This window comes from Pseudomonas sp. HN2, assembly GCF_020736465.1.
Classification (GTDB): domain Bacteria; phylum Pseudomonadota; class Gammaproteobacteria; order Pseudomonadales; family Pseudomonadaceae; genus Aquipseudomonas; species Aquipseudomonas moraviensis_A.
The window spans coordinates 2,781,730-2,803,046 of record NZ_CP085885.1; the positions used below are offsets into that span (position 1 = coordinate 2,781,730).

14 protein-coding genes and 2 riboswitches are annotated in these 21,317 nt (G+C 60.1%); of the genes, 2 read left to right on the plus strand and 12 right to left on the minus strand.

Annotated elements, in window-relative coordinates; all coding sequences use genetic code 11:
• Nucleotides 1–35: 35 nt before the first annotated feature.
• Nucleotides 36–3,746, minus strand: a complete 3,711-nt coding sequence (gene metH, locus LIS66_RS12190) for a methionine synthase (RefSeq protein ID WP_227974380.1) — start codon at nt 3,744–3,746, stop codon at nt 36–38.
• A gap of 155 nt (nt 3,747–3,901) precedes the next feature.
• Here metH and LIS66_RS12195 point away from each other — a divergent pair, with 155 nt between their 5' ends.
• Nucleotides 3,902–6,196 carry a fatty acid cis/trans isomerase gene (locus LIS66_RS12195; protein WP_227974381.1) on the plus strand — a complete coding sequence of 765 codons (2,295 nt, stop codon included), beginning with the start codon at nt 3,902–3,904 and terminating at the stop codon, nt 6,194–6,196.
• 110 nt (nt 6,197–6,306) lie between these two features.
• On the opposite strand, the gene LIS66_RS12200 is transcribed toward LIS66_RS12195, so the two are convergent.
• Nucleotides 6,307–10,764, minus strand: a complete 4,458-nt coding sequence (locus tag LIS66_RS12200; RefSeq protein ID WP_227974382.1) for an SET domain-containing protein — start codon at nt 10,762–10,764, stop codon at nt 6,307–6,309.
• 272 nt (nt 10,765–11,036) lie between these two features.
• On the opposite strand from LIS66_RS12200, the gene nfuA reads away from it, so the two are divergent.
• Nucleotides 11,037–11,621, plus strand: a complete 585-nt coding sequence (nfuA, locus tag LIS66_RS12205; protein WP_227974383.1) for a Fe-S biogenesis protein NfuA — start codon at nt 11,037–11,039, stop codon at nt 11,619–11,621.
• Nucleotides 11,622–11,787: 166 nt separating this feature from the next.
• On the opposite strand, the gene cobM is transcribed toward nfuA, so the two are convergent.
• The 10 genes from cobM to LIS66_RS12255 form a co-directional block, all read right to left on the minus strand.
• A complete protein-coding gene (gene cobM, locus LIS66_RS12210; protein WP_227974384.1) occupies nt 11,788–12,534 on the minus strand; it encodes a precorrin-4 C(11)-methyltransferase in 747 nt (248 codons plus the stop codon).
• A gap of 78 nt (nt 12,535–12,612) precedes the next feature.
• Entirely contained in the window at nt 12,613–13,026 is a 414-nt protein-coding gene (locus tag LIS66_RS12215; RefSeq protein WP_227974385.1) for a cobalamin biosynthesis protein, read from the minus strand.
• Nucleotides 13,027–13,029: 3 nt separating this feature from the next.
• Nucleotides 13,030–13,731 carry a CbtA family protein gene (locus tag LIS66_RS12220; protein ID WP_227974386.1) on the minus strand — a complete coding sequence of 234 codons (702 nt, stop codon included), beginning with the start codon at nt 13,729–13,731 and terminating at the stop codon, nt 13,030–13,032.
• Nucleotides 13,732–13,742: 11 nt separating this feature from the next.
• Nucleotides 13,743–13,940: a CbtB domain-containing protein gene (locus LIS66_RS12225; protein ID WP_064361781.1), complete on the minus strand. Its 198-nt coding sequence runs from the start codon at nt 13,938–13,940 to the stop codon at nt 13,743–13,745.
• Between the two features lie 122 nt (nt 13,941–14,062).
• A riboswitch (cobalamin riboswitch) is annotated at nt 14,063–14,283 on the minus strand.
• Nucleotides 14,284–14,316: 33 nt separating this feature from the next.
• Complete coding sequence (locus LIS66_RS12230) at nt 14,317–14,643, minus strand: hypothetical protein (RefSeq protein ID WP_227974387.1); 327 nt, start codon at nt 14,641–14,643, stop codon at nt 14,317–14,319.
• A complete protein-coding gene (locus LIS66_RS12235) occupies nt 14,630–15,328 on the minus strand; it encodes an AzlC family ABC transporter permease (protein WP_042610344.1) in 699 nt (232 codons plus the stop codon). The genes LIS66_RS12230 and LIS66_RS12235 overlap by 14 nt, the downstream gene beginning before the upstream one ends.
• Nucleotides 15,318–16,235 (minus strand): sugar phosphate isomerase/epimerase family protein, encoded by a 918-nt coding sequence (locus LIS66_RS12240; protein ID WP_227974388.1) that lies wholly within the window; start codon nt 16,233–16,235, stop codon nt 15,318–15,320. Before LIS66_RS12240 ends, LIS66_RS12235 begins: the two co-directional genes overlap by 11 nt.
• Nucleotides 16,232–18,652 (minus strand): ATP-grasp domain-containing protein, encoded by a 2,421-nt coding sequence (locus tag LIS66_RS12245; RefSeq protein WP_227974389.1) that lies wholly within the window; start codon nt 18,650–18,652, stop codon nt 16,232–16,234. The genes LIS66_RS12240 and LIS66_RS12245 overlap by 4 nt, the downstream gene beginning before the upstream one ends.
• Nucleotides 18,649–19,929 carry a hypothetical protein gene (locus tag LIS66_RS12250; protein WP_227974390.1) on the minus strand — a complete coding sequence of 427 codons (1,281 nt, stop codon included), beginning with the start codon at nt 19,927–19,929 and terminating at the stop codon, nt 18,649–18,651. The genes LIS66_RS12245 and LIS66_RS12250 overlap by 4 nt, the downstream gene beginning before the upstream one ends.
• Nucleotides 19,929–20,681, minus strand: a complete 753-nt coding sequence (locus LIS66_RS12255; protein ID WP_227974391.1) for a 2OG-Fe dioxygenase family protein — start codon at nt 20,679–20,681, stop codon at nt 19,929–19,931. The genes LIS66_RS12250 and LIS66_RS12255 overlap by 1 nt, the downstream gene beginning before the upstream one ends.
• A 347-nt stretch (nt 20,682–21,028) precedes the next feature.
• Nucleotides 21,029–21,234, plus strand: a riboswitch (cobalamin riboswitch).
• The last annotated feature ends 83 nt before the right edge of the window (nt 21,235–21,317 follow it).

Genomic DNA, 21,317 nt, shown 5'->3' on the forward strand with positions numbered 1-21,317 from the left:
GCCCGGGAGCAAGGTGCTGTCGGGCCTCATGCATCTCAGCTGTCGTAACCCAGATTCGGCGCCAGCCAGCGCTCGGTCACGCTCAGGTCCTGGCCTTTGCGCGCGGTATAGCTCTGCACCTGGTCCTTGTCGATCTTGCCCACGGCAAAGTACTGCGCCTGCGGATGGGCGAAGTACCAGCCACTGACTGCAGCAGCGGGAAACATCGCGTAGTGCTCGGTGAGGAACACGCCGCTGCGCCCAGCACGCATTTCGGCCGCTTCCGGGTCCAGCAGGGTGAACAGCGCGGCTTTCTCGGTGTGATCCGGGCAGGCCGGGTAGCCGGGAGCGGGGCGGATGCCACGGTATTGCTCTTTGATCAGCGCATCGTTATCGAGGGTTTCGTCCTTGGCATAACCCCAGTGCTCTTTGCGCACTTGCTGGTGCAGCCATTCCGCGCAGGCCTCGGCCAAGCGGTCGGCGAGGGCCTTGACCATGATCGAGTTGTAGTCATCGCCAGCGTCCTGATAGGCCTTGGCCACTTCTTCGGCGCCGATACCAGCGGTGGTGATGAAACCGCCGACGTAATCGGTGACTTCGCTGTCCTTCGGCGCAACGAAGTCGGCGAGGCAGAAGTTCGGTTTGCCGTCGGTCTTGATGATCTGCTGACGCAGGTGATGCAGCCTGGCCAACGGCTTGCCGTTATCGTCGTACAGCTCGATATCGTCTTCGTTGACCTGATTGGCCGGCCAGAAACCGAATACCGCGCGGGCGCTGACCAGCTTTTCGTCGATCAGCTTGGTGAGCATTTCCCGGGCGTCCTTGTACAGCGCGGTGGCGGCTTCACCGACCACTTCGTCCTCGAGGATGCGCGGGAATTTGCCGGCCAGGTCCCAGGAGATGAAAAACGGCGTCCAGTCGATGTATTCAGCCAGCACCTTCAAATCGATATTGTCGAGCACCTTGCTGCCGGTGAAGGTCGGTTTCACTGGCTGATAACCGGCCCAGTCAAATTGTGGCTTCTTGGCGATCGCGGCGGCATAGCTCAGGCGTTCGGTGCGGGCGCTGCGATTGGACGTGCGCTCGCGCACGTCGATGTATTCCAGACGGGTTTTCTCGACGAAACCGGCTTTCAATTCCTTGGACAGCAACTGCGTCGCCACACCCACGGCGCGTGAGGCGTCGGTCACATAGACCACGGCATCGTTGCTGTACTTCGGCTCGATCTTCACCGCCGTGTGCGCCTTGGAGGTGGTCGCGCCACCGATCATCAGCGGCAGATGGAAATCCTGGCGCTGCATTTCGCGGGCAACGTGAACCATTTCATCCAGCGACGGGGTGATCAGGCCGGAGAGGCCGATGATGTCGCATTTCTGTTCCTTGGCGACCTGCAGGATCTTCTCGGCCGGGACCATCACGCCGAGGTCGACGATGTCATAGCCGTTGCAGCCGAGCACCACGCCAACGATGTTCTTGCCGATGTCGTGCACATCGCCTTTCACCGTGGCCATGAGGATCTTGCCCTTGGCTTCCGGCTTGTCGCCTTTTTCCAGTTCGATGAACGGGATCAAGTGCGCCACGGCCTGCTTCATGACGCGGGCGGATTTGACCACTTGCGGGAGGAACATTTTGCCGGCGCCGAACAGGTCGCCGACGATGTTCATGCCGGACATCAGCGGGCCTTCGATCACTTCGATCGGCCGCGCAAACGACTGTCGGGACTCTTCGGTGTCTTCGACGATGTGCGTGGTGATGCCCTTGACCAGCGCGTGTTCCAGACGCTTGTTGACGTCCCAGTTGCGCCACTCTTCGGTCTCGGCTTCCTTGACGCTGCCGTCGCCCTTGTACTTGTCGGCGATGGCGAGGAGGGCGTCGGTGCCGTCCGGGGTGCGGTTGAGGATCACATCTTCAACGGCGTCGCGCAGCTCCACCGGGATCTGATCGTAGATCTCCAGCTGACCGGCGTTGACGATGCCCATGGTCAGGCCGGCGCGGATTGCGTAGAGCAGGAACACCGAGTGAATCGCCTCACGCACCGGGTTGTTGCCACGGAACGAGAACGACACGTTGGACACACCGCCGGAGCTCAGCGCATACGGCAGCTCGTCGCGGATGTAGGCGCAGGCATTGATGAAGTCGACGGCGTAGTTGTTGTGCTCTTCGATGCCGGTGGCGACGGCGAAGATGTTCGGGTCGAAGATGATGTCTTCCGGCGGGAAGCCGACTTCATTGACCAGAATGTCGTAGGAGCGTTTGCAGATCTCTTTCTTGCGCGCTTCGGTGTCGGCCTGACCGGCTTCGTCGAACGCCATCACCACCACTGCAGCACCGTAGCGCTTGCACAGTCGGGCGTGATGGATGAACTGCTCGACGCCTTCTTTCATGCTGATCGAGTTGACGATGCCCTTGCCCTGAATGCACTTGAGGCCGGCTTCGATGACTTCCCATTTCGACGAGTCGATCATGATCGGCACGCGCGAGATGTCCGGTTCGCCGGCGATCAGATTGAGGAAGGTGACCATGGCCTTCTTCGAATCGAGCATGCCCTCGTCCATGTTGATGTCGATGATCTGCGCGCCGGCCTCGACCTGCTGCAGAGCGACTTCGAGGGCTTCGGTGTAGTTGTCTTCACGAATCAGCCGGGCGAACTTTGCCGAACCGGTAATGTTGGTGCGCTCGCCGACGTTGACGAACAGCGAGCTGCGATCGATGGTGAACGGCTCGAGGCCCGAGAGGCGGCAGGCTTTGGGAATGTCCGGAATCTGTCGCGGTGCATAACCGGCCACGGCGTTCGCGATGGCTTCGATGTGCCCCGGCGTGGTGCCGCAGCAGCCGCCGACGATGTTGAGGAAACCGCTCTGGGCGAACTCTTCGATGACTTTCGCGGTTTGCGATGGCAGTTCGTCGTACTCGCCGAATTCATTCGGCAGGCCGGCGTTCGGGTGCGCGGAAACGTGGGTGCTGGCCTTGTTCGACAGCTCTTCCAGGTACGGGCGCAGTTCGCTGGCACCAAGGGCGCAGTTCAGGCCCACGGAAATCGGCTTGGCGTGGGCCACCGAGTTCCAGAACGCTTCGGTGGTCTGGCCGGACAGGGTTCGGCCGGAGGCGTCGGTGATGGTCCCGGAAATCATGATCGGCAATTCGAGGTGCAGCTCTTCGAAAACACCTTGCACGGCAAAGATCGCCGCTTTGGCGTTGAGGGTGTCGAAAATGGTTTCGATCAGAATCAGATCGGCGCCGCCCTCGATCAGGCCTTTGGTGGCTTCGGTGTAGTTTTCCACCAGCTCATCGAAGGTCACGTTGCGGTAGCCGGGGTTGTTGACGTCGGGCGACAGCGAGCAGGTGCGGCTGGTCGGGCCGAGCACACCGGCGACGAAGCGCGGCTTGGCCGGGTTTTCGGCGGTCTTGGCGTCGGCAATCTTGCGCGCCAGACGTGCGCCTTCTACGTTTAACTCGTACGCCAGCTCTTCCATGCCGTAATCGGCCATGGAAATGCGCGTGGCGTTGAAGGTGTTGGTTTCGAGAATGTCGGCGCCGGCGTCCAGATAGGCTTTTTCGATGCCGCCGATCACGTCCGGACGAGTGATCACCAGCAAGTCGTTGTTGCCCTTGACGTCACTCGGCCAGTCGGCGAAGCGCTTGCCGCGATAATCCTGCTCTTCGAGCTTGTAGCTCTGGATCATCGTGCCCATCCCGCCGTCGAGAATCAGGATGCGCTCTTTGAGGGCTTGCTTGAGAGCTTGAAGGCGGACGCTGCGATCGGACATGTGGACTACTCGAAAAGACCATTACGAAGGAGCGGGATCATAGCAAACCTGTGCGCTTTTAGAGCACGTGCGGCTTTTGCATGAATATCGCTCATGTTGGTACGAGCGTCATAACGGTAGAATCGCAGCCTTTTTTTACCATCGGGATCAGCAGCATGCCGTACCGCGTCATCAGTTTATTGTTGCTGGTCCTGAGCGGGAGCGTCGCGGCGCAAGATCCCGCGATGCCGCCTTCGATTTCCTACAGCAGGGACATCCAACCGATCTTCACCGAGAAGTGCGTGGCCTGCCATGCCTGTTACGACTCGGCGTGCCAGCTCAATCTGGGCAGTGGCGAAGGCGCCGCCCGCGGCGCGAGCAAGATGCCGGTGTACGACGGCGAACGCACCCAGGCCGCACCGACAACGCGACTGTTCTATGACGCCTTCGGCAAGCGCGCCTGGCAGCAGAAAGACTTCTATTCGGTGCTCGACGCCCAGGGCAGCCAGGCCGCGCTGATGGCGCGCATGCTCGAACTCGGCCACAAGACGCCACTGACGCCGAACGCCAGGCTGCCCGAGGACATCGTCCTGGGGCTCAACCGCAACAATCTCTGCGCGATGCCTGGCGAATTTGACGCTTATGCCGGGGCGCACCCGAAAGAGGGCATGCCGCTGGCCGTCACCGGCCTGACCGATCAGCAGTACCAGACCTTGCAGCGCTGGCTGGCGTCTGGCGCACCGATCGACGAGCAGAGTCTGGCGCCGAGCGCGAAAGAAGCGATGCAGATCGCCCAATGGGAAAACCTGCTTAACGCCCCCGGTGCCCGGCAAAGTCTGGTCGGGCGCTGGCTGTTCGAGCACTGGTACCTGGCGCACATTTATTTCAAGGACGGCGAGCCGGGGCATTATTTCCAGTGGGTGCGTTCGCGCACGCCGAGTGGGCAGCCGATCGACCTGATCGCCACTCGCCGCCCCAACGACGACCCGGGCACGCGGGTGTATTACCGCTTGTGGCCGGTGCAGGGGGTGATCGTGCACAAGACGCACATCACGTATCCGCTGAGCGCGGCGAAAATGGCCCGCATCAAAAGCCTGTTCTACAACGGTAACTGGCAGGTCAACGCGCTGCCGGGCTACGGGCCACAGAGCCGCGCCAATCCGTTCGCCACGTTCGAAGCGATTCCAGCCCAGGCGCGCTATCAGTTCATGCTCGATAACGCCGAGTACTTCGTCCGTACTTTCATTCGCGGGCCGGTGTGCCGCGGGCAGATCGCGACCGATGTGATCCGCGACAACTTCTGGGCGCTGTTCCAGGCGCCGGAACATGACCTCTATATCACCGACCCGAACTACCGTGGCCAGGCCACGCCGCTGCTGGCGATGCCGGGGCAGAACGACGACGTCGGCAGCGTGCTGAGCCTGTGGCGCGACTACCGCGACAAGCGCAACGAATACGAAGCCCTGCGCCGCGACAGCTACGCCGATCTGCCGGCGCCGAGCTGGTCGACGCTGTGGGCCGGCAACGACAATGCCCTGTTGAGCATCTTCCGCCACTTTGACAGCGCCTCGGTAACCAAGGGTTTGATCGGCGAGGTGCCGCAGACGATGTGGCTGTTCGACTATCCGCTGCTGGAGCGCACCTATTACCAGCTCGCGGTCAATTTCGACGTGTTCGGCAACGTCTCCCATCAAGCGCAGACCCGCCTGTATTTCGACCTGATCCGCAACGGTGCCGAGCAGAATTTTCTGCGCCTGATGCCCGCCGACTCTCGCGAGGACTTTCTCAATGATTGGTACCAGGATGGCGGCCAGTTCAAGATGTGGCTCGATTATGAGGCGATCGACGACGACAAACCGACTGCGCTGAAACTCGACGAAAAAGATCCGAAACGTGATTTCGCCTTGCAGTTGCTGACGCGCTACGGCGATCTGAATGCGCGGCCGGATCCGATCAACCGCTGCGACGGTGCTTATTGCTCACGGCCAAATATCGATCCGGCGTTGCAGAACGCAGAGCAGGCCTTGAGCCGTCTGGCCTCGCGCCCGGCAGCCGGGCTGAAAGTCATCGATCAGTTGCCCGAAGCGACCATGCTGCGTGTTGAGACGGCCAGCGGCAAGCGCGAGGTCTACAGCCTGCTGCGCAACCGGGCGCACAGCAACGTGGCGTTTTTGCTCGGTGAGTCGCGGCGCTATCAGCCAGGGCTCGACACCCTGACGATCTATCCCGGCGTACTCACCAGTTACCCGAACTTCATGTTCAATGTGCCGGCCGCGCAGGTTCCGGCGTTTGTCGATGCCATGGAAAACGCCAGGGACGCGAACCGGTTCGAGAAAATCGTCGAGCGCTGGGGCATTCGCCGCAGTCATCCGCAGTTCTGGGAGTATTTCCACGATTTGAGCCAGTACATCCACGAAACCGACCCGGTGGAAGAGGGTGTACTGGACATGAACCGCTACGAAAATCTTTGATCGGCCGTGGGCAGGTGCCGTGTGAGCAGCGTTCATCTGTCTTCTGTCGGTGGTGCACGTATTCCTCTGTGCACCACCGAAGCGGCTGAAAACCCGATAAGGCGGGGCGGTCAAGGTTTCAGATGTTTCCAGTAACTGGCGCCGTAATCGAGAAACAGCTCGCCACCCGCCGGGATTTTTTCCCACGCGACAAAGAACACCATGTACTTGCCGACGCAGATCGAACCGACGTTCTCCACGCCGATATTGGTCTGGCCGGGTACGTTGATGGCGTTGATCAGGCTCAGCACGTTGCTGTTGCCGTGCCCGCTCAGGGTGGCGTTCTTCGTTGCCGTTTCGTACAGATAGGTACTGACTTTCTCTGTGGATTTTTCAAGTATCTCCGCGCGCAGGGATTTGCCGGTGCGGTGCAGTTTGCCGATGTAAGGGCCAAGCACTTCATAAGGTTCGATATCGACCCTGGCGAACACCGATAAACCGCGCTCGGGACCTTCGGTCGGCCTCCTGATCTCGAAAAGTTGAGTCAGCCTCGCATGGTGCCGACCTTCGTCGGCGATCCACTCGTGGATATCCTCGGTGATGCGCCGGGTCATCTCCTTGAGTCTGGCACCCTGGAAGTGCGCAAAGAGCCGGTTGGCCTCAGTGATCGCGATATGTTCGATATCGCCTTCCAGCTTGCGCGTCAGGCTTGTTCGCACATCCGTCGGATCCTGCAGAATGGGCGCGTTGTTGTTGATCTGGTGCCCGAGCGAAGGTGTCAGGTCCTGTGGCAGGGTGGCGGCAACGTCCAGTCGAGGACGCTTGGAAGGGCCTGCCGTGGGTGGCGAGGATGGCCCGTCGCTGTGCGCAGTCGAGGGTTCGGGTGAATGCCTGACAGCCGATTTTTTCGCGGTGCCCGGGGGCAGTGATTTACGCGCGAGCAAGACCTCCGAATCCGTCGCTGCGAGCCTTTGCAAGGTTTCCGCTACGGCACTTCTCAGTTGCCCGGCGTCGTTGACGAAGGTTGCCCAGAGCACGGGGTTCAAATTGTTCTCAGCGACAAACGCGTTCATCGTGCTGGCCGACCGTGTCACGTCGTAGCGCGCCCGCCATTGCTGAAGATGCTCTGGGGTCAGCGGGGTGAAGGCCTGATGGTTTGCATAGGTTGCCAACACGGTGCCCGGCGCCCTGAAGCTGCCATCCATGTTGACATGGGCGAGGAAATCCTGCGGGTCCAGGTTGTGCTCGGCAGCGAATCCTTCGCGGGTCAGGCGGTTGCGACTGTCCTGCGACAGCGTCCGCCATTGCTCAAGATTGTCGAAGGAAATGGCCGTGCGAGCCGTGCCGGCCTGGTCCAGCAGTTGTTGGCCAAGGGGTTTCAACTGGCCCTGGGTGTGGACGAACTGCTGAAACGCCGCCCGATCCAGACCGTGCTTCTTCGCAAAAGCTTTTATGGCGATGTCCAGCATCACTTCGCTGAACTGCGACCACTTTTCCAGGTGCAAGGCTGTTACCGCGTTCGGCTGATCGGGCGCGCCACCAGCCACCCTGATTTCCTTTGTGTACCAATGCCCGGGTTTCACCGACGACAGGTTGATCGACAGGTCGCGGTTGGTTTTCGGGTTGACCAACACCACAGAAAAGCTGTTTTCCCCGGTCTGCGCTGTTTCTGCGATAAACCCGTAGGAGTTGTCCCTGACCTGGTAGACGGCAATGGTGCCGCGCTCGTCGATGTTGCAGATGAACTTCTGGTTATAGTCCGCACGAAAGAATATGCCGCGCGAGTCCGCTTTCAGCCCTTGAATCCAGTGCGGTTCTACCGCGTATCGACGTATCAGGGGGTTGCTGTTGCTGATCACCGTGACGGGTGGCCGGTAGCGCGGGCCGAACGCTTGATGGGAGACAAGGTCGATCAGGCGAAAGTCGGGCGCTGCGGCGGTGCCGACATTGCGCATGGGAATATCGGCGATGCCTTCCACGGTGCACAATTGGTCGCCGGCTCGATGGGGCACCCAGGTCGCAGGATCGACCGGACTGAGATGGCGCGCAGCAATGGTGCCGTCGCGCAGGTGTGCGATGCCCATCCGCACGTGTCGCAAGGTCGCGCTACTCAGTTTGCCGAGAGCAAAGCGACCCAGTCTGAGCAGGGCAATAACGCTCTCCAGAGGATTGAGCTCCCGCAGCGTAGAAACAAGCAACGTTCGTGTCAGGGTGGAGAGCCTTGGCAACGCGAGGCGCAGACCGATTCTGCCAGCGCCGCTCAACAGACGGGTACAGCCCGCAATGTACTTGCCGACGGGCAAGCCGAAAGACACCACATCGGTAAACAGGCCCAGGCCACCGGACTCGATGCGTCGAGGATCACCCGATGTCAGGTCGTCGATGGCCCCCCAGAACGGCACGAACATTTTTCCCCAGAAGGTCATGTCCTCGATAAAGTCCCGACCGATGTCCATGCTGCGCGTCGCTTTACGGGTCTGTTCCAGTAACGCTGACTCATCCTTGAAGAACAGTTCTCTGGCGATCATCGCGGCCAGTTTTTCAGCTCGCGCCGACGTCAGGTTGTTCGCGGCAAAGGGCAGCGTCCGCGCCGCAACGTCCGGGGTTCGCTGTTCGATTGCAACAGCCTCGAACGTCTCGCCGAACTGTTCCACGATCAATACCGCTTGCTGGTTTTCCCTGGGTTTCGAGCCATCGCGGTAGGCTTCCCAGTCGAAGGGCAATTCAGTGCCTTTTCTGAAGGCGCCTCGGCTGGTCCGGCTGCTTGACCCGACCTTCTCGACGACAATCTCACCGCCCACTTGCAGCGACTTCATCTCTTTGCGCAGGCGCACAACGCCTGCGAACGGGAAAACTTCAATGTAACGTGGGTCGGTCGGGTAGGCAGGGTTGAGCGTGCGCAAAATAAACCCCGAGCGCGCACGAACGGCGTCGGTGTTCGTCCGGTTCTCATGCTCCACCTGGGTGTCATGCAGTGGCAGCCTTAACGAGTAAACGACCACTTCGTCGCGCTCAAGATCGGTGCCGCACGCCGGCAGGTACTGGCTCAGCAATGCTCTGATGAGCGTCGCGTAGGCGGCTCGCGGAGTATCCAGCCAGTTGCGGAAGGCCTCGTCGAATGCCGCGTCGGTGTCGTAACGAAAGCGGCTCGGGGGCCTGGACGCGAGATTTTGCATTGCACTGACCATGTCGCGTTCGTGCTGCTCGAGTGTCTGCACTGCCAGCTCGACTTCACTCAGCGAGTACGGCGCATGACGAATTCCCAGCAGTCCCGTTTCCACTGCCCAATCCAGCGCAGAACGCGCTTTGGCTGCCGTTACCAGCCGCTGCTGCTCAACATCGTCGGCATGCGCCTGATGATGCTCGGCTGGCAGGTTGAGCAGTTGTTCGAACGTCATATGCCGGGATGACCCGGGGGCGATGGTTTCGGCCAGAATAAAGCCGCTCTTGAAATTGGCCCAGGTGCTGGAAGTGCCGTAGGGAAGCTCCTCGGGAATGTCCTCGACCCAGGCTTCGCTGGCGATATTGCTTTTGAAAATCGCGACTGCCAGTAAGGCGGTGGTTTGGTTGACGCCAAGCGTTCGTTGGAAATGCTCGACCAGCGATTGCCGTATGCAAGCGTAGCGGCTGCCGGTTTCGATAAAGATCTGCAACTCGTTTCGATGATTACTGTGGGCGTCGGGTTTTACCGTTAACCAGAGCGCTCGCCACAACAGTTTTTTCAACACGCCAGGGGGGCACTGCTGGTTGTCGCCTGCACCGTACCAGTCCAGTTCGTTGGCAATGCGTTGAGCCAGTTGCAGGTTCTTTGCAGAACCCAGAGCGGTTTCCAGGAGAGCGACGGGGGTGGTGTTGGCCAACTTCTCCAGTTTGTCATTGAGTTTTTCCGGCAGCAGGTTTGCCAACAGCGAGCGGGATTTTTCCACTTCAATCTGGCGAACAATGCGCATGATCGCTTGATCACCCGCAGCGCCCAACAGGTGCTCAATGTCACTGACGTGCCCGTCATGTCCAAGCAGCCACAGTGCGCGATGGTCAACCAGATTGTGCAGAAGGCGCTGCCAGTCGGCGCTGGTGGCGGGCCGCTGCGGTTGCAGCGAGTAGTAGGCAAGCACCAGATCGAGCCTGACCGAGCCGTCGCTTTTGACGCCGTTGCCGACTTTACGGTGAATATCCAGCAAGACATCGACGTCGATAGACCAGTAGACCGGGACCTCTCTGAGAATCACTGAGTGACCGGCTATGCTGAAAACTTCCGGGGGGGAGGGCGCTGGCGTCTTGGCTGAGCTCAAGTGGAACGATACAAGGTCGTATAGGAAGTCATTGCCTAGAGGCGATTTATCGACGCCGACCGGCGTTGAAATATGCCTGATAAAGTCTTCATCCTCTTCCAGCTTGTTCAAAACCCGAAATGCTTCCCGGCATTCGCGCCCCAGCGCAGAACTGGCAGGAGGGTGATAGTAAAGGTCGCGTGGGTCACTGTTGAAATGCTCACCAACGAGGGTGTGCAGGTAGCTGATCAGGTGGTTGAGATCCTGCAGTCTGCGCGGCGGCGTTCGGCTATAGAACCCTGATAACGATGTATTCATTGAGCGCCTTTGAAATAAGTGCAATGGAACTTGCAAGTAAACGAAGGCGGTGAATATATAGGCCGAAAAAATCCCCGAGGCATACATATATATGCCTTGTGCCTGTTTCAGTATCCATTTGTTTACGTGGCCGCCCGCGCGCGCAAGCGGGCCTGACGATGCCACGAGGCGCTGGGCGGAGTCGCGAATCCGGCGTTTTCCGACAAAAATACTAGGACTTTGTCAGCCGCGTCATTTGGCGTAAACTGCGCCCAAGCCTGCGAGGAGTTTTTATGACCGCTATTACCATTACCGACGCCGCCCATGATTATCTGGCCGATCTGCTCTCCAAGCAGAACATCCCGGGCATCGGCATCCGCGTTTTCATCACCCAGCCTGGCACTCAGTACGCCGAAACCTGCATTGCCTACTGCAAGCCGGGCGAAGAGAAGCCTGAAGATACGGCGCTGGGGCTGAAAAGCTTCACCGCGTACATCGATTCCTTCAGCGAAGCGTTTCTTGACGACGCGGTCGTCGATTACGCGACCGACCGCATGGGCGGCCAGCTGACCATCAAGGCGCCGAACGCCAAGGTACCGATGGTCAACGCCGACAGCCCGGTCAACGAGCGCATCAACTATTACCTGCAAACCGAGATCAACCCGGGGCTGGCCAGCCACGGCGGTCAGGTCAGCCTGATCGATGTGGTCGAGGACGGCATCGCCGTGTTGCAGTTCGGTGGCGGCTGCCAGGGCTGCGGCCAGGCTGACGTAACCCTGAAGGAAGGCATCGAGCGCACTTTGCTCGAGCGCATCCCGGAACTCAAAGGTGTACGTGACGTGACCGACCATACGCAGAAAGAAAACGCCTACTATTAAGGCGTTCGCTGTGTACTGAAACGGCACTGAGGCGAGGGAGCTTGCTCCCGCTTGACTGCGTAGCAGTCACAACTCAGGCGACGCATTTACCCGTGATGAATGGGGCGTCTGAGGCTGGGATCGCTCCGCGATCCAGCGGGAGCAAGCGCCCTCGCCACACTTGTTTTCAGGGTCTGTACAGATGCGCATGCCCGGCGCGATACAACGAAGACTCGCTGAACACCTCACTGCCCAACACTCGCCCGACCAGAATAAGCGCCGTACGCCGAAACCCCTTGGCCTCGACCTTCCCGGCAATGTCCGCCAGCGTGCCAACCACCCAGTCCTGATCCGGCCACGTCGCCCGATGAATCACTGCAATCGGACAATCCGTGCCGTAATGCGGCAGCAGTTCGACCAGTATCTTCTCCAGATGATTGACCCCCAAATGAATCGCCATGGTCGCACCATGCTGCGCCAGGCTCGCCAGTTCTTCGCCGGCCGGCATCGCCGTCTTGTCGGCATAGCGAGTGAGGATCACGCTTTGCGAGATGTCCGGCAGGGTCAACTCGGCGCCCAGCAGCGCTGCGCAGGCCGCTGTGGCCGTCACGCCGGGAATGATCTCGAAAGGAATGCCCAGCTCACGCAAATAGCGAATCTGCTCGCCAATCGCCCCATACAGACTCGGATCTCCCGAATGCACACGCGCGACATCCTGACCTTTGGCATGGGCGGCCCTGATCAAATCGATGATCTGTTCCAGATGCAGTTCTGCGCTGTTGACCACGGTTTCGGCCTGGTGGCCTTCCAGCACTGCCGTGGGCACCAGTGAACCGGCGTAGATGATCACCGGGCAGTTGCGAATCAGGCGCTGGCCTTTGACGGTGATGAGTTCCGGGTCGCCGGGGCCGGCGCCGATGAAGTAGACGGTCATCGTTGAATCCTTGAGGAGAAGCGCAGCCGCACTTCAAATGAAGTGTGCTCATGATCGATGGCGGGAATTATCCGGATTTTACCCCGCACCGGCCAATGCCAGCGTGGCCTGGGCATATTTCTGCCGGGAGATCAGCAGTTTTGCCGGCGCCTGAATCAGCTGCTCGGCCAGGGCCAGCGCAGCGCTTTCGGCGACGCCGTAGCAACCGGTGCGCTCGAAAGCGATCTGCGAATGATGGCTGAGACGCGGCTGGTAAACGGCCAGCTCGGCACTGCTGAAATACTGCAATGGCAGATTCAACTGGGTGGCCAGCTCCAGCAGACCCGGTTCGTCGCGCTTCAGATCGATACTGGCCAACGCCCTGATGGCTCGCAGTTCAATGCGATGCGCCTGCAACGCCTGATCGAGCAGCGCGCGCATCGTACTGGCCGGGCAGCCGCGCTGGCAGCCAAAACCGACAACCAGCGGCTGCGCGGCGCGGTCATCGGTCATCGGTCATGCCTGATAATGGCCTGCGCTTTTGCGGCGGAACAACCACGCACTGATCAGGCCCAGAGCCAGCCAGAACGCTATGTTGGTCAGCTGCGAAGCGATTTTGAACTGGGTTTCCAGTGCTTCGGGCGCGAGCATGGCATGCACCTGCGGTTGCGGCGCGCCGATCACATGGGGTACGGCAAGGATCGCCACACCGAGGATCTTCATCAGCCAATGGCGGCTGAAGGCGAGCAGAGCCAGACCGACCGCGGTCGAACCGGCAGTGCCGATCCACCAGATCTGCCGCGACGCCAGATCGGCAGCTGCGGTACCCGGCAACTCCGGTGGCAGGCCCAGGGTCGGTGCGAGAACGAACGTGGCGTAACCGGCCAGACCCCAGAGCAGACCTTGCGAAGTCCTGGTCGGCGCGCGCAGGGTGTACAGGCCGGCGAGCATCAGGGCGAAACCCACCGCCACCACCAGATTACCGCCAGTGGTCGAGACCACGCGTTGCCAGCCGTTTTCCGGTTCCCAGGCTTCGGCATCATGGCTGTGGGCAGCGGTGCCGGCGGCGTGCTCGTGGACTTCGGCGACCGGTTCGGATTTCTCGAAGGTTTCGGCCTGAAGAATCAATGGCGATACCCAGAAACTCTGCAGCAGGGTCAGCAGCAGGGCGGCCAGCAAGCCGGTGAAGCCTGCGGTTTGCGCGATACGCTTGATCATCTCGGCAGGCCTCAGTGGCACGGGAACGCGGCGCTGTGGCGGGTATCGTGAGCGGCGTTGTGCACCGCTTCGATGTGCGAGAAACCGGCGAACCAGACCAGGCTGGCACCGAGGATCGAGGCGAAGAGGGCGGCAGCCACGCGTTGGCCCAAAGTGGCTGTGCTAGAGATGTGGTCAGTGTGGCTGACGGTATTGCTGATGATCGACATAGCGCTTCCCTCTGAAATGTCAGCGGGTGAATCGAGCGCATGAAAATCCCTGCAAGCCGGGCACGCGGGGATTTCGAACAGCGCCCGCCCACCGCGGGTTTGTTTGTGGTCAGCGGCACGGGTGCGCGCTGGGTGTTGCGGGCCGGTCTCCGGGCTCACGAGGGGTTGGCACCAGGCCGACCTGCAAGCATCACCTTCCCATGCCGGGGCACAGTGGATCTGACGCTTCGCTCGCTTACCGTTGCGGGGGCAGCACCGGACTGACATGGGCTTTGAGTAAAGCACATGATTCACCGGTTTCCCGTTTCACCCTGTGAAGGGCACCCGTAACAAGGTGTGTAGGAGAGCATGGGCGGCGATGGCCGTCAATCGACCGCTAGCGCATTGCGAGCAGCACGTATAACGCCAAAGCGATCAGAAACGCATAGTAGGACTTGATTCGCGTCAGGCTCAGCAACCAGGCCAGCGCCACTGGCGCCACCCACGGCATGTTCTCCGCGTGCTGTCTGACCAGGGGATCAAGCGATCCGGCCAGCAGACTCACCAGCATCGCCACCGAAGTGTATTTGCCCAATCGATCGATAAAGGTGCGGGCGCCGCCCGACAGTCGTTCGACATTGACTGCCAGGGGCAGCAAGCGGCAGATCGCCGACACCAGTGCGCAGATCGCCACGTACAGCCAGAACGTACTAGGGTCGGTCATAGGCATAACTCGTCAGGACCGTCACCGCGAGCACCAGCAACAGGCTGATCTCGCCCAGCCACAACAGGCTCGCGGCGCTGGCCAGTCCGGCAATCCATTGCCCATGGAAGCTCTGACGGTCGCGGGCCATCTTGCCCAGCGAAGCACTGAGGAAGATCGCGATCACCACGCTGGCGTGATCCATCAAGGCATTGTCGGCCAGGCTGGCGAAGCAATAGCCGGCCACGGTGCCAAGCAGAGCGGCGGCATACAGTAAAAAACACACGGTGTTGGCGTAGCGGCGGCTGAGCGGTTGCTGCTCCTTGCGAATCGACATCAGCGTAAAGGCTGCATTGGCCATCACCGCCAGCGCCGGGATGAACGCTTTGACCGGGCCATCAAGGCTGGATTTCAAGCTCAAGGTGAATACCAGAAAACGCAAATTGATACTCAGCGCCGAGACCAGCACGCCAAAGGCATTGAGCAGATGCGCGGGCGTCTCCAGCAGCGTCAGTTGCAACGGCGAGGCCATCACCGTGCCGCTGAACACCACCATGGCCGGCAACTCCAGGCCATGACGACGCCCGAGCATGCCGATCAGGGTGAAGGTCAGCAAGAGCGAGAACACGAAAGGCAGCGCGTCGCGGATGCCGGTCGCTATCTCGCTGTGTACCGCAGGCTTCGCCAGACTCGATTCAGCCGGCATGGGTGTTCTGTCGCGCGTCGGCAAGTAGGGTCTCTACGCCCTGTTTGTAGGCCAGGGCCTTCTCCAGGTAATACTCGGTGGAAAAGCGCGGGATGAATTCCTCCACCACCGCCACGCCCCGATAACCATTGACCGCGAAACGATTGAGCACGTCGCTCAGACGCAGATCGCCTTCGCCGATCGGCAGGTGCTGATGATGCGTGCCATTGAGGTCAGCGATGTGCAGGTGGCGGGTAACCGGCGCCAGTGCGGCGATGGCTGCGAACAAATCGTCGCCGTAGGGCATCAGCGAACAGAGGTGTGTTACGTCGATGGTCACGAAGCAACCCGTTTCGCGATGGAACCGCAGGTGTTCCTCGACCGTGAATACCGGGAACTTCGGACGCTGGCCACCCATGTTTTCCAGGCACAGAGCGATGCCGGTGGTATTGCAACGGGCCTTGACCTGATTGATCGCGGCGATCAGGTTGTCCAGCAGTTCACCATTGTCCAGTTGGTCCTTGTAGCCAGGATGGAACGTCACGCTGGTAGCGCCGGCGGTACGGGAGAACTCCACGGCCGCGCTGAGACAATCCACGGCCTGTGCACGCTCAGCCTGATCCGCAGAACACAGGTTGTACTGACGCCCCCACCACCCGGCATGCACCGTAAGCGTGATGCCGTGTCGATGGGTAAAGTCGCGGATCTGGCCTGCCAGCTCGGCACGTTGACCGGTGTCCAGCGACCAGAACACCTGTTCGGCATCCTCGCCGATTTCGAACTCCACCGCATTGAAGTACCGGGCCAGATCGGTGATCGAACCAAGAATGTCGGCCGGGTTGTCGTATACGTTGGTGGAAAACGAGATCAGCGGAAAGTCGCGGCTGATCGGTCCATCGATGTAGTACAGCGTCTGGTCTTTGGTCATTGCACCTGTCCTTGGATAGTGAAGGGAGGGTTGGAAATCGCGGCATTGAAAAGCGCCGGGTCATCCGCGTCACTGCAGGCCAGCAACACGTAACCGTGGCGATCGGCGGAGCGGCGGATCGGACGGCCGAACCTGTCCTGATTGAGACTCGCGCGCAGTGCGAACGGCTGTTGCAGGAGACGGGCCTTGAGTGGCTGCGGATCGGTTGCAGGGTCTGCTTCGATGTAGCGGATGGCCATTTTCACGAACTGTTTTGCAGGCGCCGGCAGCGCAATACCGGTCATGCCGGCGATAGTGCTGGCGGCGAGGTGCACGCCTGTGGTTTTCCAGACCATTTCCCAGATCTGGTCACCGCCGAAGCGAGTCTGCGTTTCGATGAAATGCAGGCGTGAACCGTCGAGTTTGATCTCGGTATGCGCCGGCCCCCAACGATTGCCCATGCGTTCGAGCAGCCACAGCACTGCGTCTTCGATCCGGGCGCGACTGGCGCTGTCGAGTGCGGCGGGAAAATCATGCCCGGTTTCGACGTAACCCGGCGCGCCACTGGTGTGTTTGCGGGTGATGCCGAGAATCTGATGGCGTCCGTCCAGGCTCAGGGACTCGACGCTGTATTCGTCACCCCGGGCGAACGCTTCGATCAGATTACGACCTGCGAGCGCCAGGCCTTCGGCATCTTCCGCCGTGTCGATGGCGTAGACGCCCAGGCTGCCTGAGCCATCGACGGGTTTGACAATGGCCGGGCCGTGGCGAAGCACGAAGGCGCGAACGTCCTCGACACTGTTGACCGCGCCAGCCGGCAACTCGTAGCGGCTGCCCTGGAGCAACTGGCGGAAGCGCAACTTGTCGCGGCTGACTTCGACGCTGCGCAGGCTGTTGTGGCTGATACCCAGTTGTTCACCCAGTTGCGAGGCGGGCAACAAACCCAGTTCCGAGAACGATACGACGGCGTCGAAGGGGCGTTGCTGGTGCAGCCGCTCGATCGTTTCGCGGTAGGCCGACAGGTCGGCGATATCCGCCGTCAGCACCAGCGTTGCCTGCTGACGCTGGTAATCCGTGACATCAGCTGGCTGTTGCACGAGGGTAAAGCGCAGCTGTCGCGCCATGTCCCAATCCAGTCCCGAATCGCGCCCGCCGATCACCAGAACATGTCTGGTATCCGCTGCCCTGGCGTTTTCGCCATAGACATCGATGTCCGCGACCGCCAGCAGTGACTGGCGCAGGCTTGCGGTGTCGGGCTGCCTGAATTCGAGGTAAAGATAGTTTTGAAACCCGTTGCTGACCGGGCCGATGGCCTCTCCCGGATTCACGTAGGCGTACCAGCGCTGAAAACCCGGCACCGCGCTAATGCGTTCGGCGTGGTGCAGGCCGTCAAAGAGACGGTCGGAACGGGCAAAGGGTGTGGCGATGCCGAACGGTGTTGGCGTCTGACTGGCCGAAGGCAGCGGTTGTGCGCTGAGCGCCCGGTGGTAGCAGACATCCAGTGCCAGGTCCCAGGCTTGGCGGATGACGTGAATCCGGCTGCCGCCCGGGCGTGCGCCGACTTCGAGGATTCGCGGGCCGTTGGCGGTGAGAATGAATTCGACATGGGCAAAGGTGCCCTTGAGCTCAAGGGCTTTGACCGCATCGTGGGCCAGGCGCTGGCAGCGCTCGTGCAGATGCGCATCGGCTGCAAGTGTCGAAGGCGTGTAACGGGCGAAGTGGTGGAAGTCACCGCGACCGATATCGATACCGGCGATGACATCGACAATGGCAAAACTGTGGATCGTGCCGTCCGGTTCAATCGCGCAATCAATGGAGTGGTTGGACCCCTGAAGGAATTCCTCCAGCAGCAACTGATCGCTCTCGCGGGTTTTGCCGGCGACATACCGCTGCAGCATTGGCCATTCATGGGTCGCGTAATCGAGCAGCTCCTGCCGGTCATGGATGCAGCGCACGAACAGACTGCTGTAGAGGCTGGCCGGTTTGAGAATGAACGGGTAGGGCAGTTCAGCCGGGCGTGCCAGCAGATCGTCGATGCGCACTTCACGTGACACCACGTGCAGATCAGGGTTGTCCGATCGCAGGAAACGTTGCCGCTGCAGCACCTTGTCGAGGGTGTTTTCGACGTTGCGGTGCAGATGAGCCAGTGCCGGAATTGCCGCGCACAGCTGCGCCGAGATGGCGACGTAGCTCTCACGGAAGTTCAGCACGCTGGTGAAACGGTGCTGGTTGAGCAACTGTTGCGTCAGTTCGATCAGTTCGGCCGTCAGTCCTTTGGAAAAGTCGTACAGCGCGACCGGCGAAATCCGCTTCGCGTCGGCGATCTTGCTGGTTTTGCGGCTGTCGGCAATCAGCAGGGGCGTGATGCCCTCGGCCAGCAGGCCCTCGTATTCGCCATCGCGGACGTTGCCAAGAATCAGGCAGGCTGACGCGCTCATTGGCATGTCTCCTGATCGAAGCTGTAGTGAACCTGGTTCAGGCGCTGGCAAATATGCGCCAAACGGATCCGGTCGACGCCGTTTGCACCGCCATTGAGGACGTTACGGATAATCTGCGCCAACGCCTCTAGATCCTCTGTGGTGATGCCCAGGCGGGTGATTTCCTGAAGTCCGAAGCGCAGGCAATCCCGACCGTTCACTTGTTTGTTGTTGACCCGGATGCCCAGCTCGTTGAGCTGCTGCGCCGCGCGCCTCGCCTGTTCGCCTTCCAGCAGCAGCAAGTGCGTGTCGGTGGGGTGCAGTTTCCAGCCTGGAATGTCGACCAGCGCGTCGTGCAGTTGCTGGCTATTGGCGCACATGCGTCGAGCGTAGGCCTGGCCGAAACACTCGGTTTCCATGAGGGTGACGAACAGTTGCAGCAAACCGGGCAGATTGGGCGACGACACCAGGCCGCCGCTGAGCGTCTGCTCGATCGACCGGGCCAGGTCGGCGCGGCGGGTGACGATCAGCGCCCGGTGCGGACCGGCCATGGATTTGTGGGTGTTGCCTTGCAGGATGTCGGCACCGTCGTCGAGCGGATTCGGGAATGCCTGACCTGCGATCAGTCCCAAAGTGTGCGAGGCGTCATAGAGAATCAGGGTTCGCTCGAGGCCGCAGTGGTCGAGCAATGCGCGCAACGGTCTGATGGCGATGGCGCGGATGGTCAGGCCATGATCGATCAGCACCGCCGAGGGGGGCGCAGCGAGTGACTGAACGACCTGCTGGAAATGCTCGAGATCGATTTGTCCGTCTGTTGTCAGCCTGCAATAAACGCTGTGTCTGCCGATTCGTCGTACCAGTGGTCCAGTGGCAAAATGGCCGCCGCTCTCGGGCGCCAGCGACACAATGGTATTCCCCGGTTCGGTCAGGGCGGCCAATACGCTCAGGGTGCAATGGACGCCGGAGAGTACGCGATATTCAACAAATGGCGCGTTGAACATCGCCTGCACAGCTTGCGTCGCCAATGCCTTCAATGTCTCGACTTCAGGAAAGTGTTCGATCTGCATACCGTTGAATTCGGCGGCGTAGCGCTGCCCGTCAATGGCCTTGGCGTTGAACAGATAGCGCTCGTAGTGCCGGTTTTGCCCGAGCGTGCGCGCAGTGTCTGACAGGATGTTTTCATTGGCCGTCAACGACAGTGTGGAAGTTCGCCGCGAACAGGCTTGCTGGAACTGCTTCAGAATAAAATCATGGGTGCCAGGCAGGGCGATGGGAAGTGCATGATTTGAATGATTCATTAGTAGTCCGCCAGGTCGAAGTCAATGATCAACATGTCGCGGCTGCCGCGATCGGAATTAATGCCTGATGTTTGCAATGGAGAAACATCGTGCATAAGTATCCGGTCATTCAACACGATAGTTTCCAGATAATCCGTAAGCGTTGCGCTGAACACACAGCCGCTATCGTCATGGAATATCCGGCTCTCGCCGCCAATGACATGCTGGCGATTGATCAGGTGTTGAAAAACAAAATCATGCCCATCACGATGCCGGCCCTCGGGCGTGGCGTGCCCGCTATGGCCTGGATCGCACAGGATGCGGAACTGATGGCAGGTCACTAGCCAGTCACGCCGGCCGACCGTCAACTCCATCAGCGCCAGGTCGGCGGCCAGCAACGAGCGCAATACTGCGGACTCGATAAACGTCGCTTCGCTGCGCTGATAAGTGCGCTGGACGCCGCCCAGCAGCGGATTGTGCGCTTCGGTCTGAAAAAAGTGGCAGTCGGGCAACGGCGTCCACTGGCCTTCGCGGTGGCGATATTCGAACTTGCAGATGCGCCGCTCGCGGCTACCGTTCTCCGAGCTTAAGTACGCATCGGCGCACAAACGCTCCCAGGTCGCATTGAAGTCGCGGAACGCGTCCTGACCGAGCGATGCAAGTTCTGCCAATGGATAATCGTAACTGTGCGCGTAGTGGCAATTACCCAGTAATTCGGAAAGTTGTTTTAATACGGCTTGGCCTGATTGCCGTAATGCATTGCCAGCGCTCACGTTGCTGACTCGCTTACAGTCTGGTTATGAAAAAACAGGATTGAACGCTGACGAAAATCAGGCATGCAGAAAATCCTTTTAGGTGTGATTCATAGTCCGTATGAATATTTATAGTTCATATCCTGTTTCAAATTATCAATTTGGTTTTTGTAAAGAAATGTAATGCGGTTGTTTAATGGCTCTAATTCACGCTCTAGCGCGAGTTGGGTTTTAATGCGTGCATCCATATATGTAGGAAATAACTTACAGACAAATTTTTAAATGAGAACTGATCGCGGCTTATATATGAAAGATTCATGTTCATATAGCGGCGACGTTGCAGCTGTTGACCCGCCTCCCGGGCATGCGTAGCCTTGCGCTTTCGAGGTTCTTCGGCACTTGCCGAAGCTAAGAAGGGAACGCGGTCGAAGCCGCGGCTGCCCCCGCAACTGTGAACGGTGATGTTCGTTGCCACGCCACTGCAGGCTCAAGCCAGCGGGAAGGCGCAACGAATGCCAGGCCCGGCGCCTGAACACCGTCAGCCAGGAGACCTGCCTCGTCACAGATTCTCACTACAACCGGGCGGGGTGATCCGGTGGCGAATGCTTCCGACGCGCACGCGCGCTGCCGGTTCTCGTCCCGTATGCCCGCCGCTTG

Excerpts from the sequence above, each read along its gene's own strand:
- metH (WP_227974380.1), bottom strand. The coding sequence starts at position 3,746 with ATGTCCGATCGCAGCGTCCGCCTTCAAGCTCTCAAGCAAGCCCTCAAA.
- LIS66_RS12195 (WP_227974381.1), top strand. The coding sequence starts at position 3,902 with ATGCCGTACCGCGTCATCAGTTTATTGTTGCTGGTCCTGAGCGGGAGC.
- LIS66_RS12200 (WP_227974382.1), bottom strand. The coding sequence starts at position 10,764 with ATGAATACATCGTTATCAGGGTTCTATAGCCGAACGCCGCCGCGCAGA.
- nfuA (WP_227974383.1), top strand. The coding sequence starts at position 11,037 with ATGACCGCTATTACCATTACCGACGCCGCCCATGATTATCTGGCCGAT.
- cobM (WP_227974384.1), bottom strand. The coding sequence starts at position 12,534 with ATGACCGTCTACTTCATCGGCGCCGGCCCCGGCGACCCGGAACTCATC.
- LIS66_RS12215 (WP_227974385.1), bottom strand. The coding sequence starts at position 13,026 with ATGACCGATGACCGCGCCGCGCAGCCGCTGGTTGTCGGTTTTGGCTGC.
- LIS66_RS12220 (WP_227974386.1), bottom strand. The coding sequence starts at position 13,731 with ATGATCAAGCGTATCGCGCAAACCGCAGGCTTCACCGGCTTGCTGGCC.
- LIS66_RS12225 (WP_064361781.1), bottom strand. The coding sequence starts at position 13,940 with ATGTCGATCATCAGCAATACCGTCAGCCACACTGACCACATCTCTAGC.
- LIS66_RS12230 (WP_227974387.1), bottom strand. The coding sequence starts at position 14,643 with ATGACCGACCCTAGTACGTTCTGGCTGTACGTGGCGATCTGCGCACTG.
- LIS66_RS12235 (WP_042610344.1), bottom strand. The coding sequence starts at position 15,328 with ATGCCGGCTGAATCGAGTCTGGCGAAGCCTGCGGTACACAGCGAGATA.
- LIS66_RS12240 (WP_227974388.1), bottom strand. The coding sequence starts at position 16,235 with ATGACCAAAGACCAGACGCTGTACTACATCGATGGACCGATCAGCCGC.
- LIS66_RS12245 (WP_227974389.1), bottom strand. The coding sequence starts at position 18,652 with ATGAGCGCGTCAGCCTGCCTGATTCTTGGCAACGTCCGCGATGGCGAA.
- LIS66_RS12250 (WP_227974390.1), bottom strand. The coding sequence starts at position 19,929 with ATGAATCATTCAAATCATGCACTTCCCATCGCCCTGCCTGGCACCCAT.